Genomic DNA, 14,638 nt, shown 5'->3' with positions numbered 1-14,638 from the left:
CCCCGGGGTATTGGTCTAGTCCTCTCGGTGGTTACGGTGTGCACTGGCCCGCACGGGGAAAACTGACCGTGCGGGGCGGAACCGGGGAGCAAGGGGAGGGACGCACCGTGGGGCGTCTGACGGGTGGGGCGGCGGTCGCCGTCGTGACGGTGTTCGCCGTGGCCGGGTGCACGGAACAGACCACGGGCTCCGCGGGGCCCGAGCAGACCGCGGGCGGCGGCGCCGCGCTCACCGCGGCCGAGTCGCTGACCGTCAAGGGGCGGGCGCCGAAGACGGGATACGACCGGGACCGGTTCGGCACCGCCTGGGCGGACACCGACTCCAACAGCTGCGACACCCGCGTTATCTCTATGGTTCGCGCTGTGGTGGGGTTGTTCTCGCAGCGTATGCAGGGTGTGGTCGGCTGTGCGTAGTGAGAGGCACGTGAGTCACAGGACGCTGTCTCCTCGCGGAAAGAGGGCCGTCCTTACGGTCGCCGTTGCCGCCGCGCTCGTCGCGGGCTGCGATGACCTGGAGTCGGGCGGCAGCTCTGCGGGGTCCGGACCAGACGCCACTGCCGGGCGGGCGGCGAGCCCGCTGACGAATCCGGACGGAACGAAGCCGGGGCTCGGCGCGCTCACGTCGGAGGCGGACAAGGCCCACGCGCGCAAGCTTGTCGAAGAACTCACAGTCAAGGGGCGTGGGCCGAAGACGGGCTACGAGCGGGGCAAGTTCGGCTATGCGTGGATGGACACGGCGGATGGGGTGCCGCTGGCGAGGAACGGTTGTGACACGCGGAACGACTTGCTGAAACTCCATGGACGGGACGTCCAGTTCCGTAAGGGTTCCGACTGCGTGGTCGTGTCGATGGACCTGTACGACCCATACACCGGCAAGGACATCGCCTGGAAGAAGGCCAAGGCCACCGAGGTGCAGATCGACCATGTGGTGCCGTTGTCGTACGCCTGGCAGATGGGGGCTTCCCGCTGGAGCAAGGAGAAGCGGCAGCAGCTGGCCAACGACGTGCTGAATCTTCTGCCGGTCTCGGGCTCCACGAACTCCGCCAAGCGGGACTCGGGCCCGGCGTCCTGGCTGCCCCCGAACAAGTCGATCCGGTGCTCGTACGCGGTGCGGTTCGCGCAGGTCGCGGAAAAGTACGGGCTCCCGGTGACAGCCCCGGACAAGAGCGTGATGCTCAAGCAGTGCGGGACCTGAGGACCGCGGTGAACTGGGGAAATGCCGCCGCTTTCGGGCTGTGGGACGCATAGGCTCCATTGCCGTGGCTGACCGCATACAGAAGATCGTGACGAAGCTGCCTGGCATGACGAGCGTCACCGACGTGTGGAAGACGGCTGACCGCAGTCTCGGACGGGGAGACGCTGCTTTCGTCGCGGACCTCGCTATCGCGCTCGCCGGGGTCTACGCCTCTGACGCTGGGCGGATATGGCAGTACAGGAGCGTCTTCGACTACCTGCTCCGGCTGCTGGCCACCACGCCCGGTCCCGGCAACGTCGCCCAGGCACTGCGGCTGGTTTCTTCCGCGGAGGCCGCTGACAGGAAACTGGACCGCCATACCGCCTCGCTGCTGGCCTCCAGCCAACCGGCCAAGGAGCTCGCAGTGGCGTTCACTGGACACGCCACTGAGGAACTTCGGGCGTGCCTGGTCCATGAGCTGGTTCTCAGAGGCGTCGACGTCACGGAGTCACCGGGGATCGCCGGGTGGGCGACGTCGCCGCACTGGAGGCTTCATCCGCTGGGATGGCTGCCGTTGGCGCTGTCGGAGCTGGAAGGCCGGCCGGATCTGCCGAGCTACAGCGCGCGCGGTGGCAGCCACTCGATGCCGTATGGCCCGCCGGTGAACCGTGAGGTGCCGCGTGATGACCGGGCACCTGTGCCGCCGGTCGAGGAGACGACGACCGAAGCCGTTGCCAAGGCCAGCGGTGTTGCTGTGACGAACTGGGCCGAGGAGTCGAACGGCCGGATCGAAGCACGGGTCTTCGACCTGGCAGCTCCTCTGGAAGCCGAGTCGGTTCCGAGGATGCTGTTGGCACTTGGGCTGAAGTGCCTGGAAGGCGCGGGGACGAAGAAGGCCGCCCTATCGGTTGCGGCCTGCCCGCCGGAGCACCCATGGCGGGTTCTCTTCGCCGCCGCGTCCACGGGCGGTGCCTACTACTCCGGCGCCCGTGGTGCCTACGGCCGGCTGGCCGCCTGGCGGTCCGTGGCCGGTCTCTCCGGTACGGCGCAGGGCTGCCTCGTGGAAGAGGTCGAGGCGAGTGCACGGGCATGCACTTGGTATGCCTTTGGCGCCGACACCAAGTGGTTCGAGCGTGTGGCCTGGGACATTGGCCTCGTCGCGATCTCTCCAGAACGCCGACGGCTGGCGATGCTGGCCGCGACGGACACCGACTGAGTGCGGTCCTGACCGGTGCGTGGGGTCAAGTCCTGACCACTTCGCCGACCTTCCTCGCGGCTGTCCGGAAGACGGGATGAAAGCCGGACAGCCGCGAGTGGGCGGTATCGCTGTCAATCGCGAGGGCTATGGAGACGGAACAGCCCGCATGGCACGGCGGAGGCTGGCTCGTGCCGCGGTGAGGTCGTCCTCCGCCTCACGCAGTTGGCCCTCCAAGGCGGCGATCTGATCCCTGGCCTCTGACAGTGCTTGCTCCAGCACGGTATTCCGCTGCTCGATCTGCTGCACCCGCTCGATCAGCTCGTGCTGGTTCACGCCCTCCAATTCGGCGCCGAGAGACAGCCTGACCCGGTTACGGAGCCGATCGCGCTCCTTCTTGAGGTCCTTGATCTCTTCGCGGGCCAGTGCAAGGTCCGTCCGCAACCCGGCCGGGGACACCTGAGGCTCCTTTGGAGCGTGGGAGTTCTGGCGTCCCCGCGTTCGCTGGGCGGTGATGCCGTCCTGAACGGCCTGGTGCACCTGGGGCTGGTTGTAGACGAACCACGTGGACACCGAGGCTTCCCGGGCTACTTGGGCGACGGTGAGCCGTCGTCCCGAGTGGAGAAGGGCGTCCACGGCGTCGAGCGCACGCCTCGTCTTGTCTTCGCTGTCCTTGGCGCGGCTGACGCGCAGCCGCTCGACCCGGGCGTTCCGGTCGTTGCCGCCAGAAGCAGCAGGGATTTTCATCCGGAGCTCCGTGTCGTCAGCGTCTGCAGAGGGATGAAGGCCGCTGCCGAACGTGCCTTGCGCAGCTCGCGTGAGGCGGATTCGACGGCGGCCCGCTCCTCGGCGGGCAGCGCGTCGAGTTTCCGCCGCATCTCGTCGGCCGACTTCGAATAGGCGCGGATCTGGTCATCGAGATTGCGCACGACCCAGTCGGCGGCCTCCATCGCGAGGGCGGCTTCCTTGTCGGCGCGCAGATCCGCGATCTGCTGTTCCAGGGCGGGGAGGTAAGAGGGATCGGGGCGGTAGAAGTCGCATCCGGCGCACTGGAAGCGGATGCGGCAGTGCCCGCCGCCGGCCTTGACGTTGCTCGGCTCGGTACAGCCGCCGTAGGGAACCCCGACGCTCTCCATCTCGTAGGCGAGGGGATCGCCGAATCCGTGGGCTGCTCCGTGCCGGTCGACGGCGAGCGCCGCGACCGTTCGCACGGCCTCCTGCTTTCGGCTGAGGGAGACCTTGTAGTAGCCCATGGTCACGTCCAGCGAACGGTGGTCCATGAGTTCCCGCAAGACGTCGGGGCGAGTGCCCGCGTCCGCATGGCGCTGGGCGTAAGCGTGGCGGAAGCCGTAGGGGACGACCTGGGTCCGGTCGTAGGCGAGAGGGGCGCCGTCCTCGTCGAGCCGGTCGTCCACAAGGTCTGGGATCAGTTCGTCGATCCAGTTCCGGAAGATCCGGTTGCAGAAGTGCGCAGTGTTCAGATGCCCGCGGCGCGGACGGTTGCGCTGTCCCGGTGAGGGGAAAAGCCACTGGGCGCAGGCTGGTACGGCCGGTAGCGCATCGAGCTCTTTCTGCCAGGTTTCGATCAGCTGGGCGGTGCTCTCCGAGATGGGCAGCCGACGGCCATGGCGTCGCCGCTTGTGGTTGTCGTAGATCAGCGTCGGTTTGCCGTCGACCCGCTCCAGGCAGTTGCGGTGCAGGCTGGTGACCTCGCCCGGACGTCGGCCGGTGTCCCGGAGGACCGCGTAGACCACCTGGTACATCCGCGCGAAGTCGGCGGCCGTCCAGCCGCCGCTCGCGTACCCCGTCGAGGTGCCCAGTAGACCGAGGTGCACGTCGAGCTGGGCGATGATGTGTTCGGGGATCGCACGGCCGAGATCATCTTCGGTCACTTCCACGGCGGCGATGCTGTGGAAGCGGGGGTTGAGCGCGAACCCGCCGGGCACGTGGTCCATCATCCCGGCCTGGCGGGCGTATTCCAGGAACGTGCGCCAGTGGCGGAGCAGGGCTCTGCGGTGGCTGGTGGAGTAGTCGTGACCGTCCTCGGGACGCTTGGTGATCCGGAACAGGTCCACTACGGCGTTCATGTCGGCCATGGCGAGGAGCCCCGGCTCATCCTCGTGGGGGCGGCCTGCCAGCGCGGAGGACGCGATGGTCGCCGCGTAGACGGTCTGTCGTAGGTCCTGGACGTTGGGGCGTGCCGTGCGGCCGTATTCCTTGACCAGTTCCCGCAGCCAACGCTGCCGTACCGGACGGAAGTCGATGTCGCCGTGGACAGCGGCGTACCTGCGGCCGCGGCCTGCCGTCAGCCCAATGAGAGCGCACTCCCATACGTCGCCCGAGGTCGGGTCCGTGCCATCGAACTCGACGCGTGCGCGTCGGACGTGCAGGAGCACTCCGTTCAGGACGCCGGAGGCCGCAGCCGGAAACCCGGAGGAGAAGGAGGGGTCCAGATCGAGGAGCGAGCCGAGTCCGGCGGGGAGGCCGGCCACAATGCGGCGTACTCGCTGGGGGACCAGGCTGATCCCGGCGTCGTCGCGCTGCTGGAGCCCGTACAAGAGCTCCTGGCGGACCGCGGGGCTCACACTCACGAGCGAAAACTGGGAGATGCCCGGCATCGCCCCGTTCGCGGAGGCGTTGGGCCGGCGGCGGGACGGGTCCGGGATGTGCGTGGCGTCGAAGTCCGCGGGATTGCCCAGAAGGTAGCGGGCTTTACGGCAGGCGTCGCAGCGGGATCCGTTACTCGCTACGTGGGTGCCACAGGCGCCGACGGAGCATACGAACACGCTGGTCGTAGGGTTGCCGGGATCGGCGGTGAACAGCGCCTGAACGGGGTCCCACTCACCCGAGCGCCAGCCCGACGGCAGGCGTGCCGCGAGCCACGACGGCCACTCCGGGGCACCGGGGACGGAGGGAACGGCAGGGGAGCGGAGCAGCGCAATGGTCATCGCAACAGCTCCGGCGCGAGACCTTCGACGGCCGCGACGGCTGCGCGGAGATCCTCGTCCTGGGCGTGCAGGTACACAGCCGTGCTCGCCGAGGAGGCGTGCCCCAGGAGGGTCTGCACGACGTCCGGGGCGACCCCGTTACGGATCCAGCGGGTGGCGGCTGTGTGCCGCATCATGTGCGGTCGGGCAGTGAGTCCGCAGCGCTTCCCGATACGTTCGATCACCTGCTTGGTGTTGGAGTAGGAGAGCGGACGTCCCGCGTGGACGCCGACGAGGTTGAGGAAGACGTAGTCACACTCGGCGGAGCCGACCACCTGTTCACGCTCGGCGAGATAATCGCGGTATCGGTGCACCACTTCCGGCGTGAGCGGAACCATGCGAGGGCGCCCGGCCTTGGCCCGCGCCCCGTTCACGTTGTCCTGCCGGGGCCTGACGTGCAGGTGCGCGCCACCGGTTCGGCAGCCCAGGTGTGTGGAGTCGGGTAGCAGATGCATGTCCTCACGCCGCAGTCCGAGAGCTTCGCCGATGCGGAGGCCCGCTTCCACCAGGACGGTCAACAGCAGCCGGTCACGCGCGGTGCGGGCGGCGTCGATGACCTGCTCCGTCTGGACGCCGGTGAGCGTCTGCGGTGCCCGCTCGATCTCCTGCGCCTTCAGGACGCGGGCTTTGACCATCAGGTGCTGGCCGCCCTCGCCGGGATCGAAGCCGGCCGGGGCGTGGGAGAGGAAGCGCGGCTCACTGAGACGCGCGGCGACTTCGTGATCCACGTGCCCCTGGACGGCGCAGAAGCGGAGGAACTCACAGACCGCAGTGAGCGTGGCGTTGACCGTCTTGCCGGACGGAGGTCGCCCGTACTGCGTCGGTGTCCGTTCGACGTGGAACTTGAACAGGCTCATGTCCCCGAGCCGGACGGTCCTCCAGTCGGTGCCTCGCTCTGCGCACCAATTGAGGAAGCGACCGATTCTGGGGATGTATGCGCGCTGTGTCTGCGGTGACCGCCCGGCTCCGCGCAGGTACAGGGAGAACTCACGGGCTTCGGGGTGAGGCGCGTACGTCTCCTCGTCGACCAGGAGCCAGGTGGTCTCGCCGGTGGTGGGCGAGACGGCCTTCTCTGTGCATAACGTCATGGATCTGCTTCCTGTATCCGAAGTCGCTCATGTGCCTCATGGCATGACCGATAACGGCGAGGGACAGGAGTGGGTTACGGCTGTGCCTCATGTGCATCGCATCGATGAAGGGGCTGTAGATAACCCGCGACGACATCCTGAAACGGGACCTGAAGGAGGTCCGGTTCACCGGCGGGACCTGCAAGGTGACCTCCGGTGTCCTCGAGCCGGACCCGTACTCCGGCAAGGACGTGACCTATCGGCGCGGCCGCAGCCAGGTCGACATAGACCATGTCGTCGCGCTCTCCGACGCCTGGCAGAAGGGCGCCAAGTACTGGGACCCGAGCAAGCGCATCGCCCTCGCCAACGACCCCCTCAACCTCATCGCCGTCGACGCGAGCACCAACCGCGGCAAGGGCGACGGCGACACGGCGACCTGGCTGCCGCCCAACAAGGGATACCGGTGTGCGTACGTCGCCGCGCAGGTCGCCGTGAAGAAGAAGTACGAACTGTGGGTGACCGCCGCCGAGAAGGCCGCGATGGAGAAGGTGCTCTCCGGCTGCCCGGACCAGAAACTCCCCACGGGGGGCAATCCGACGGAGGCGCCGGCGCGATTCCACGCGGACTGACCGTCGGCGGGGCGGGCGAGGGTCGGCCGGACAGGCGGTTGAAATCCGCTTTCCCGCAGTTCGGCCGCCGCCTACGGTGAGCGCATGGAGCTGAAGGTATCGAGCCTTGCCGCACGTCCCGAGATGCTTGCGCGGATCGTCGACATGCCGGACAGCTGGCCGGCGTTCACCATCAACGACCCCGTGGGCAACGCCCACTACGGCCGGATCGCCACCGAACTCCCGGAGTACGTGCAGTTCGCCGAGAACGAGCACGGCGAGGTCGTCGCGCACGCCTACAGCGTGCCGTTCGCCCTCGCCGCCGAGGGGCGCGGCGAACTCCCGGCCCGCGGCTGGGACCAAGTGCTCATCTGGGCCTTCTCCGACCTGCGCCGCGGCGTCCGGCCCGACACGGTCAGCGCGATCTCGATCGTCGTCGCCCCGCACGTCCAGGGGCGCGGCCTGTCCGCGCTCATGCTCTCCGCGATGCGCGACAACGCCCAGGCGCGCGGCTTCCGTGAGGTCGTCGCCCCTGTTCGCCCCAGCGCCAAGCACCTGGAACCCCGCACACCGATCGAGGAGTACGCGTACCGCGTGCGCGCCGACGGGCTGCCGCACGACCCGTGGCTGCGTGTCCACGCCCGGGCCGGCGCCACGATCCATGCCGTGGCGCCGGCGTCGATGACCGTGTCCGGCTCGCTGGCGGAGTGGCGTGCCTGGACCGGCCTGCCCTTCGACACCCGGGGCGACATCGAGGTGCCCGGGGCACTGGTGCCGGTGCACTGCGAGCCGGAGCGCGGCTACGCGGTGTACGTCGAACCCAACGTGTGGATGCGGCACGCCATTTGAGCGGGGCTTCGACCGCCTGGGCCCCGCCGGTCAGCCGCCGAGCGCGTCCAGGTCCAGGATCTCGCCCGTGGGCTTCTGCGCCGGGACCGGCTTGTCGTAGTCGCTGAAGGTGAGGGTCCCCGGGTCGTTGGCGGTCCTGCTGTCGATCCGCAGCAGATACGGCTTGCCCTCGGTGGCCACGTACAGCGTGTACCGGTCCTTGCCGTCCTTCTCGTGCAGCATGATCGCGGGCGTGCCGTCGACGGTGGTGGTCTGCCTGCGGGTCGCGTCCGAGTTCACGTCCTCCGCGCCGCCGAGCACCGAGTCCAGGTCGCAGAAGCTCGCGATGTCCTTGGCGTCCTGGCCCTTCGCGGCCATCTTGGCCCATTTCCCGGCGAGCAGGGCCACGGCCGCGTCGGTGTCCGACTTCGACTCGCCCTCGCTCTGGGCGCGCAGGAACGCCTCGTCGTACTTCATGTACACGGTGTCGCCGGTCTTGATCAGATCGGCCTTGCCCTGGCCGCCCATGCTCATGGTGCCCGCGCACTCGCCCTGCTTGTTCAGGGCCATGTCGATCTGGATCGTGCCGCCGCTCTCGTCATCGGCGACATCGCCCTTCATACGGAGTGAGGAGGCGCCGGTGGTGGCCTTCACGGCCCGGTCGGCGATCTCCCCGCCGGTCAGTCCGGCGAACGGATCCTTCGGCTCGGCGGACTGGGACGCGTTGGACGTGCCCGGCTTGTCGTCCGCCTTGTCCTGGCCGGACAGGCAGCCGGTGAGTCCGGCGGTGGCCGCGGTGGCGAGACAGAGGGCGGCGAGTGCGGTGCGACGCATGGGAGTTCCTTGGTGGGACGTGATGGGACGAGACGTAGCTAGATGGGACTGAATGGGACTGAGTGGGACTGGGTGGGGTGGTGGCAGCTGTGACTGGATGAGAGGAGACGAGGTGAGGTGAGGTGAGGTGAGATGTGGCGCGGTGCTGTGGGGTGCGGCCCGGGGCGGTGGGCGGGCGTCGTGTGGTGACGCCGCGCCCCGTACGGCGACCGGTCAGCCGGCCTTCTTCCAGTCCCCGCAGCCGGACGTCTTGAAGTAGGCGTCCTTGGTGCTGATCGTGACGACGGCCGTACCGCTGACGTTGTTGTTCGCGATGATCGAGTCGATGCCGTGGTCGGCGTCCTTGGTGCGCTCCCAGTAGCAGGAGTCGTCGGTGTTGCCGGTGGACTTGTAGGTGCCGGGGGCGATGTCCGCGCCGACTCTGAACATGCCGCCGTCGCCGTCCATCGTGGTGGCCGGGGAGCCCTTGGCCGTGGTGTCGACGGCCTCCCAGTCCTTGCAGTCGCTGGACTTGAAGAGCTTGTCGGTGGCCTTGACCGTGACGTAGCTGGTGCCGGTGACGTTGTCGTTGGCCAGCAGCGAGTCCATCTCGCCGGAGGCGTCCTTGGCGCGCTCCCAGTAGCACATACCGTCGCTGTTGCCCGTGGTGCGGTAGGTGCCGGGCTTGACGTCCGAACCGACCTGGAACTCGCCGTCCCCCGCGAACGCGGCCTCCTTCTTCTCGGCCGCTTCCCTCTTGCCGGCGTCCTTCTTGCCGCCGGGCTGCTGCGCCGCGGACGCCGAAGAGCCCTTGTCGGCGGCGTCGGCCGTACCGCCGTCGCCGTTGTTCCCGGCGTTCGCCGAGACGACACCGATGACGACGACCCCCACGACGGCGCCCAGCGCGACCTTGCCCTTCATGCCCATGGCTTTTTCCTCCCCTGACGTGGCGGCTACCCCCCTGGTCGCCGCTCGTTCGCTGGGTCAATAAGACCAGAGCGCGTGAACCGAGTCAACACGATTCACGGGATGTCTTGAGTACACGACGTGAAGGGGTGGCTCTTGCATGCATCGGTATGCTCGACGCCACACAGGGGGACGAGTGGTACGAGGGGAGCGGGGCGAGTGCAGGACAACGCGACAGAGGTGACCGCCGCGGGAATCGCACGGCTCGCCGGCGTCGGCCGCGCGGCCGTGAGTAACTGGCGCCGCCGGCACGCCGACTTCCCGAAGCCCGTCGGCGGCACCGAGACCAGCCCGGCCTTCGCGCTCGCCGAGGTCGAGGCCTGGCTGCGCCACCAGGGCAAACTCGCCGAAGTGCCGCTACGGGAACGCGTCTGGCAGCAGCTCGCGGGCCACCCCGAGGGCCCGGTCACCGCACTCACCCACGTCGGCTGCGTGCTGCTGCTCATCCATGACCGGCCGACGGTCTGGCTGGAGGTGAGTGCCGGCTCCGACGAGCGGCTCGCCGCGATGCTGCCGGCCGCGCTGGAGCAGGTGATCACGCCACGGTTCGGCTCCACGCGCGGTGGCCGGGGCGTTCACACCGGGGCATCCGCGCCGACCGCACCGGCTGTGAATCGCCCGTCGGCTGTGAACACCCCGGATGCCTCTCGGACGGGGTCGGCCGCCCCGCACCCACCTGCCTCAGCCGGTGTTCACAGCGAACCCCTTGTGAACACGCCGGTTCCTGTGAACACATCGGCGCCCGTCAACGCCCCGGCACCCGTCAACGCTCCGGCACCCATCAACGCTCCGGCGGGTCACAACACCTCCCCCACCACCCCTACGGCCCCCACCACCCCCGCAGTTCACCTCCCCACCGGCCCCCAGCTCCTCCCCTCCGCCCCTCTCCTGCGCGGCGCCGCCGAACTCGCCGCCGAGTCGGGCGCCCGCCAGACCTTCGAGTTCCTGCTGGGCCGGCACCTCGACGCCAACCCGCGCCAGTACACGCTCACCCCCACCGAGCTCGCCCGCCTCATGGCCGACCTCGCCGGACCCGCCCGCACCGTCCTCGACCCCGCCTGCGGCACCGGCGCCCTGCTGCGCGCCCTCGACCCGCGCCCCGAGCAGGAGGTCTACGCCCAGGACAGCGCCCCCGAACTCGCCGTGCTCACCGCGCTCCGGCTCGCCCTGCACGGCCGGGCCGCCGTGCGCGGCGCCGTCGGCGACACCCTGCGCGCCGACGCCTACCCGCAACTGCGCGCCGACACCGTCCTGTGCCACCCCCCGTTCAACGAGCGCAACTGGGGCCACGACGAACTCGCCTACGACCCTCGCTGGGAGTACGGCTTCCCGGCTCGCGCCGAGTCCGAGCTGGCCTGGGTGCAGCACGCGCTCGCCCGCCTCAGGGACGGCGGCACCGCCGTCCTCCTCATGCCGCCCGCCGCCGCCTCCCGCCGCTCCGGGCGCCGTATCCGCGCCGACCTGCTGCGTCGCGGCGCACTGCGCGCCGTCATCGCCCTGCCGGTCGGTGCGGCGCCCCCGTACAACATCCCGCTGCACCTGTGGGTGCTGCGGCGGCCCGAGAAGACGTCCGCGCAGCCCGAGGTGCTGCTCGCCGACGCCGGGCAGTTCGCCGGCGAGGGACGCGGCGGGCCCGACTGGCAGGCCGTCAGGGACGCCGTGCTCGACGCCTGGCGGACCTACGACCGGGCCGGCACCCTCCAGGAGCGGCCGGGCCTGGCGCGTTCCGTGCCCGTCATCGAACTCCTCGACGACGACGTCGACCTCGCCCCGGCCCGCCACCTCCCGCCCCCGACGGCCGCCGACGGTGCCGAGCAGCTCACGACCGTGCGCGAGCGCCTCGGCGAGACCCTGCGCCTGACCACCGGCCTCACCCCGCCGCCCGCCGTGACCGCGCAGCCGACCCGCTGGCCGCTCACCACCATCGGCGAACTCGCGCGCGGAGGCGCCCTGGTGATGCGCACGGGCGGAAACGGCGGCCACGCGCGCGTGCCCGTTCTCACCGACCACGACGTGCTTGCCGGAACGGACCCTTCGGGGACGCTGCCCGAGAGCGACGAGGAGGCTGTGCTGACGCAGGCGGGCGACGTGGTCGTGCCGGTGCTGGGCGGCGGCTCGATGGCGCGCGTGATCGACGACGCGACAGGGGGCGCCGCCCTGGGGCGCAACCTCGTGCTCCTGCGCCCCGATCCCGCGGCGCTCGACCCGTGGTTCCTGGCCGGGTTCCTGCGCGGCACTGCCAACAACCGCCAGGCCAGCAGCTACGCGTCCACCGCCACCCGCCTCGACGTGCGCCGGCTGCAACTGCCCCGGCTCCCGCTGGAGGAACAACGGCGCTACGGCGCACGGTTCCGCGCACTCGACGAGTTCGAGCGGGCGATCAGGCTCGCGGGCCGGCTCGGGGACCAGCTCGTGCGCGGGATGTACGACGGCCTGACGGACGGGACGGTGGCGCCGACGACGGCGCCGGACTGAGCCCTGGACGGGGCCCGGACTGGGCCCGGACCGAGCCCTGCCTGAGCCCCGGGACAAGTCCCGGACCGAGCCCCGAACCGGAAGGCCCGGCGCGGAAGCTCCGGTTCTGCCCGCTGCCGACGCCACCTGCGGCGTCGCGTGAAGTGATCAGCATGACAACGGTTCGGCACAACCCGGGACCGCTTGTCCGTGTCGGCCTATACGCTCGAACTCCGACATCGAACCCCGGCCCAGGAGCAGTCATGTACGGCCACGGCGCGGCGCCGCCCACCCGCAGCGCGGGTACCGTCATCACCCTGCGTGTGCTGTTCGCCGCCGCCGGCATCCTGTCGTGCGGTCTGCTCGCCTGTGTTCCGCTGTTCCGGGTCGCGATCCTGCGCGGACGGTGGTTCGACTGGACGGCGGCCTGGGTGTCCCTGCCGCTGTCCGTCGCCGCGCTCGCGGTCGTCGGCACGGTGCCGGAGAGCGACGCGAGGGGCGATCTCGCGCTGGCCGTGGTCCTGATCCTCGGCGCCGGCAGCGCCGCCTACTTCCTGGCCGCCGACATCCGTTTCCACAAGCCCGGGCAGCAGTTCGCGGGCTACGTACCGCCCCACGCGCAGACCCTCCACGGCCCGTACGGCTACCCGCAGCCCACGCAGCCCACACCGCCGTACGCGGGCACCCCCGTACCGCAGCCGCACTTGCCTCAACCCCCCACGGTGCGGACGTACATACCGAACACCCCTGTCCCGCAGCCTCCCGTGCCGCGGCCTCCCGTGCCGCAGTCCCCGCCGCCGCGGCGCCCCGCGCCCGCCCGTATCGACCAGGTGCGCGCCGAGCTCGACGAGCTCAGTGACTATCTGCGCAAGCAGGAGGACCCCAGGGACGGCAACCACGAGGGCGGAAGGTGACCGTGGCGACAGGACGCGTCGTCGCCGACCGGTACGAACTGGCCACGCTCATCGGGCAGGGCGGCATGGGCCAGGTCTGGACGGCCTACGACCAGCGGCTCGACCGGCGCGTGGCGGTGAAGCTGCTGCGCCCCGACAAGGTCGCCGGCCAGGAGGCGGACGAACTGCGCCGCCGGTTCGTGCGCGAGTGCCGGGTCACCGCGCAGGTCGACCACCCCGGCCTGGTCACCGTGCACGACGCGGGCAGCGAGGGCGAGGAGCTGTTCCTCGTCATGCAGTACGTCGACGGCGCCGACCTCTCCGACCACCTCGCCGAGCACGACCCGTACCCCTGGCAGTGGGCGGTCGCGGTCGCCGCGCAACTGTGCGCCGTGCTGAGCGCCGTGCACGCCGTGCCGATCATCCACCGCGACCTCAAGCCGCGCAACGTGATGGTGAAGCAGGACGGCACGGTCACCGTCCTCGACCTGGGTGTCGCCTCCGTCATGGACAGCGACACCACCCGCCTCACGCACACCGGTTCCCCCATCGGTTCGCCCGCCTACATGGCGCCGGAGCAGGCGATGGGCGGCGCGGTCGGCCCGTACACCGATCTGTACGCGCTCGGGGTGCTGATGCACGAACTCCTCAGCGGTGACGTGCCGTTCGCGGGCTCGACGGCGCTCGGCGTGCTGCACCGGCACCTGTACGAGCCGCCGCTTCCCGTGCGCCGGCTGCGCCCCGAGGTCCCGGACGCGCTCGAGAACCTGGTCCTGCGCCTGCTCGCGAAGGACCCGCAGCACCGCCCCGCCTCCGCGCAGGAGGTCTACGAGCACCTGGCGCTGCTCCTGCCCGAACGCGGGACACCCACCGGGGCGCCACTCGATCCCATGCGCCCCTTCCTGCGCCCGCACGCCCCCTGGCCGGACCGCGCGCGCACGCCCGCGCCCCAGCCCGCCCCCGTCACACCGGTCGCCGAGAAGCCCGACGTCGCCGGCGCCGTCGACGAGGTCAAGCGCCTCCTCGGCGAGGGCCGCATCACCCAGGCCGTCGACATCCTCGGCGCGATCCTGCCCGCCGCCGCGCAGCAGCACGGCGAGCACTCCCCGGTCGTACGCACCCTGCGCAAGCAGTACGCGGCCACGCTCATGGACGACGGCCAGTACCGGCGCGCGCTGCCCGAACTGCGCCGCCTCGCCGACGAACGCGCCGCCGAGGCCGGCCAGGCCGACCCGCAGTCCCTGCGCTACCGCTACGAGGCCGCCCAGTGCCTGGAGCAACTGGGCGAACCGGCGGCGGCGCTCGCCGAGTACCGCGCGCTGCTGCCGTACTACGAGAACCAGTACGTCGCCGGCGACCCGGAGCTCTCCTTCGACGTCCGCCGCCGCATCGGCCACCTGCTGCTGGCGCTCGGCGACCGCGCCGCCGCCCACGACACGCTGGCCCGGCTGCTGCACGACGTGGAGCGGATGCAGGGCCCCGGACACCCGCTCGCGGCCGAGATCCGTCGGACGCTGCAGTGGCTGGGGCAGGTGCGCGGCTAGTTTTTGCTGTTCCCTGAGAGACTCTTGTGATCTTCGAGGGGCCGTTTTTCCCGAACAGGGGAGCGCAGCCGGTTAGGTTGCGATCCGTTTCGCGCCACGCGCGCCCGTTA

At 70.3% G+C, this 14,638-nt stretch carries 11 protein-coding genes and 2 pseudogenes; 8 read left to right on the top strand and 5 right to left on the bottom strand.

Going from position 1 to position 14,638, the window contains the following annotated elements; all coding sequences use genetic code 11:
• Positions 1–107: 107 nt before the first annotated feature.
• From ACFY16_RS22780 to ACFY16_RS22770, 3 genes and pseudogenes are all read left to right on the top strand, one after another.
• A pseudogene (locus ACFY16_RS22780) lies at positions 108–341 on the top strand (hypothetical protein); the annotation flags it as partial.
• Between the two features lie 82 nt (positions 342–423).
• Positions 424–1,194, top strand: a complete 771-nt coding sequence (locus ACFY16_RS22775) for an HNH endonuclease family protein (protein ID WP_390648984.1) — start codon at positions 424–426, stop codon at positions 1,192–1,194.
• A 64-nt stretch (positions 1,195–1,258) separates the two neighbouring features.
• On the top strand, positions 1,259–2,389 hold the full coding sequence (locus tag ACFY16_RS22770) for a DUF6183 family protein (protein ID WP_390648983.1): 1,131 nt from the start codon (positions 1,259–1,261) through the stop codon (positions 2,387–2,389).
• Positions 2,390–2,515: 126 nt separating this feature from the next.
• Here ACFY16_RS22770 and ACFY16_RS22765 read toward each other — a convergent pair whose 3' ends face one another.
• Genes ACFY16_RS22765 through ACFY16_RS22755 form a run of 3 tightly spaced genes read right to left on the bottom strand, consistent with a single transcriptional unit; the run spans position 2,516 to position 6,443 of the window.
• The gene (locus ACFY16_RS22765) at positions 2,516–3,115 is read right to left on the bottom strand and encodes a DUF6262 family protein (RefSeq protein ID WP_390648982.1); all 600 of its coding nucleotides are present in this window, start codon (positions 3,113–3,115) and stop codon (positions 2,516–2,518) included.
• On the bottom strand, positions 3,112–5,316 hold the full coding sequence (locus ACFY16_RS22760) for a tyrosine-type recombinase/integrase (protein ID WP_390648981.1): 2,205 nt from the start codon (positions 5,314–5,316) through the stop codon (positions 3,112–3,114). The genes ACFY16_RS22765 and ACFY16_RS22760 overlap by 4 nt, the downstream gene beginning before the upstream one ends.
• Positions 5,313–6,443 carry a tyrosine-type recombinase/integrase gene (locus ACFY16_RS22755; RefSeq protein ID WP_390648980.1) on the bottom strand — a complete coding sequence of 377 codons (1,131 nt, stop codon included), beginning with the start codon at positions 6,441–6,443 and terminating at the stop codon, positions 5,313–5,315. Before ACFY16_RS22755 ends, ACFY16_RS22760 begins: the two co-directional genes overlap by 4 nt.
• Before the next feature lie 122 nt (positions 6,444–6,565).
• On the opposite strand from ACFY16_RS22755, the pseudogene ACFY16_RS22750 reads away from it, so the two are divergent.
• A pseudogene (locus tag ACFY16_RS22750) lies at positions 6,566–7,051 on the top strand (HNH endonuclease family protein); the annotation flags it as partial.
• Positions 7,052–7,135: 84 nt separating this feature from the next.
• Positions 7,136–7,879, top strand: a complete 744-nt coding sequence (locus tag ACFY16_RS22745) for an N-acetyltransferase (RefSeq protein ID WP_390648979.1) — start codon at positions 7,136–7,138, stop codon at positions 7,877–7,879.
• Between the two features lie 30 nt (positions 7,880–7,909).
• Here the strand turns inward: ACFY16_RS22745 and ACFY16_RS22740 are convergent, their stop codons facing one another.
• Positions 7,910–8,692 (bottom strand): hypothetical protein, encoded by a 783-nt coding sequence (locus tag ACFY16_RS22740; RefSeq protein ID WP_390648978.1) that lies wholly within the window; start codon positions 8,690–8,692, stop codon positions 7,910–7,912.
• A gap of 213 nt (positions 8,693–8,905) precedes the next feature.
• Positions 8,906–9,598: a hypothetical protein gene (locus tag ACFY16_RS22735; protein WP_390648977.1), complete on the bottom strand. Its 693-nt coding sequence runs from the start codon at positions 9,596–9,598 to the stop codon at positions 8,906–8,908.
• Positions 9,599–9,796: 198 nt separating this feature from the next.
• On the opposite strand from ACFY16_RS22735, the gene ACFY16_RS22730 reads away from it, so the two are divergent.
• The 3 genes from ACFY16_RS22730 (at position 9,797) to ACFY16_RS22720 (ending at position 14,528) form a co-directional block, all read left to right on the top strand.
• The gene (locus ACFY16_RS22730) at positions 9,797–12,112 is read left to right on the top strand and encodes an N-6 DNA methylase (protein ID WP_390648976.1); all 2,316 of its coding nucleotides are present in this window, start codon (positions 9,797–9,799) and stop codon (positions 12,110–12,112) included.
• Positions 12,113–12,354: 242 nt separating this feature from the next.
• Positions 12,355–13,005 (top strand): hypothetical protein, encoded by a 651-nt coding sequence (locus ACFY16_RS22725; RefSeq protein WP_390648975.1) that lies wholly within the window; start codon positions 12,355–12,357, stop codon positions 13,003–13,005.
• A gap of 38 nt (positions 13,006–13,043) precedes the next feature.
• Complete coding sequence (locus ACFY16_RS22720; RefSeq protein ID WP_390649244.1) at positions 13,044–14,528, top strand: protein kinase; 1,485 nt, start codon at positions 13,044–13,046, stop codon at positions 14,526–14,528.
• The last annotated feature ends 110 nt before the right edge of the window (positions 14,529–14,638 follow it).

The sequence above is a fragment of the Streptomyces sp. NPDC001315 genome (genome assembly GCF_042896175.1).
Taxonomy (GTDB): Bacteria; Actinomycetota; Actinomycetes; order Streptomycetales; family Streptomycetaceae; genus Streptomyces.
This window is presented reverse-complemented; position numbering and strand designations above follow the sequence as displayed.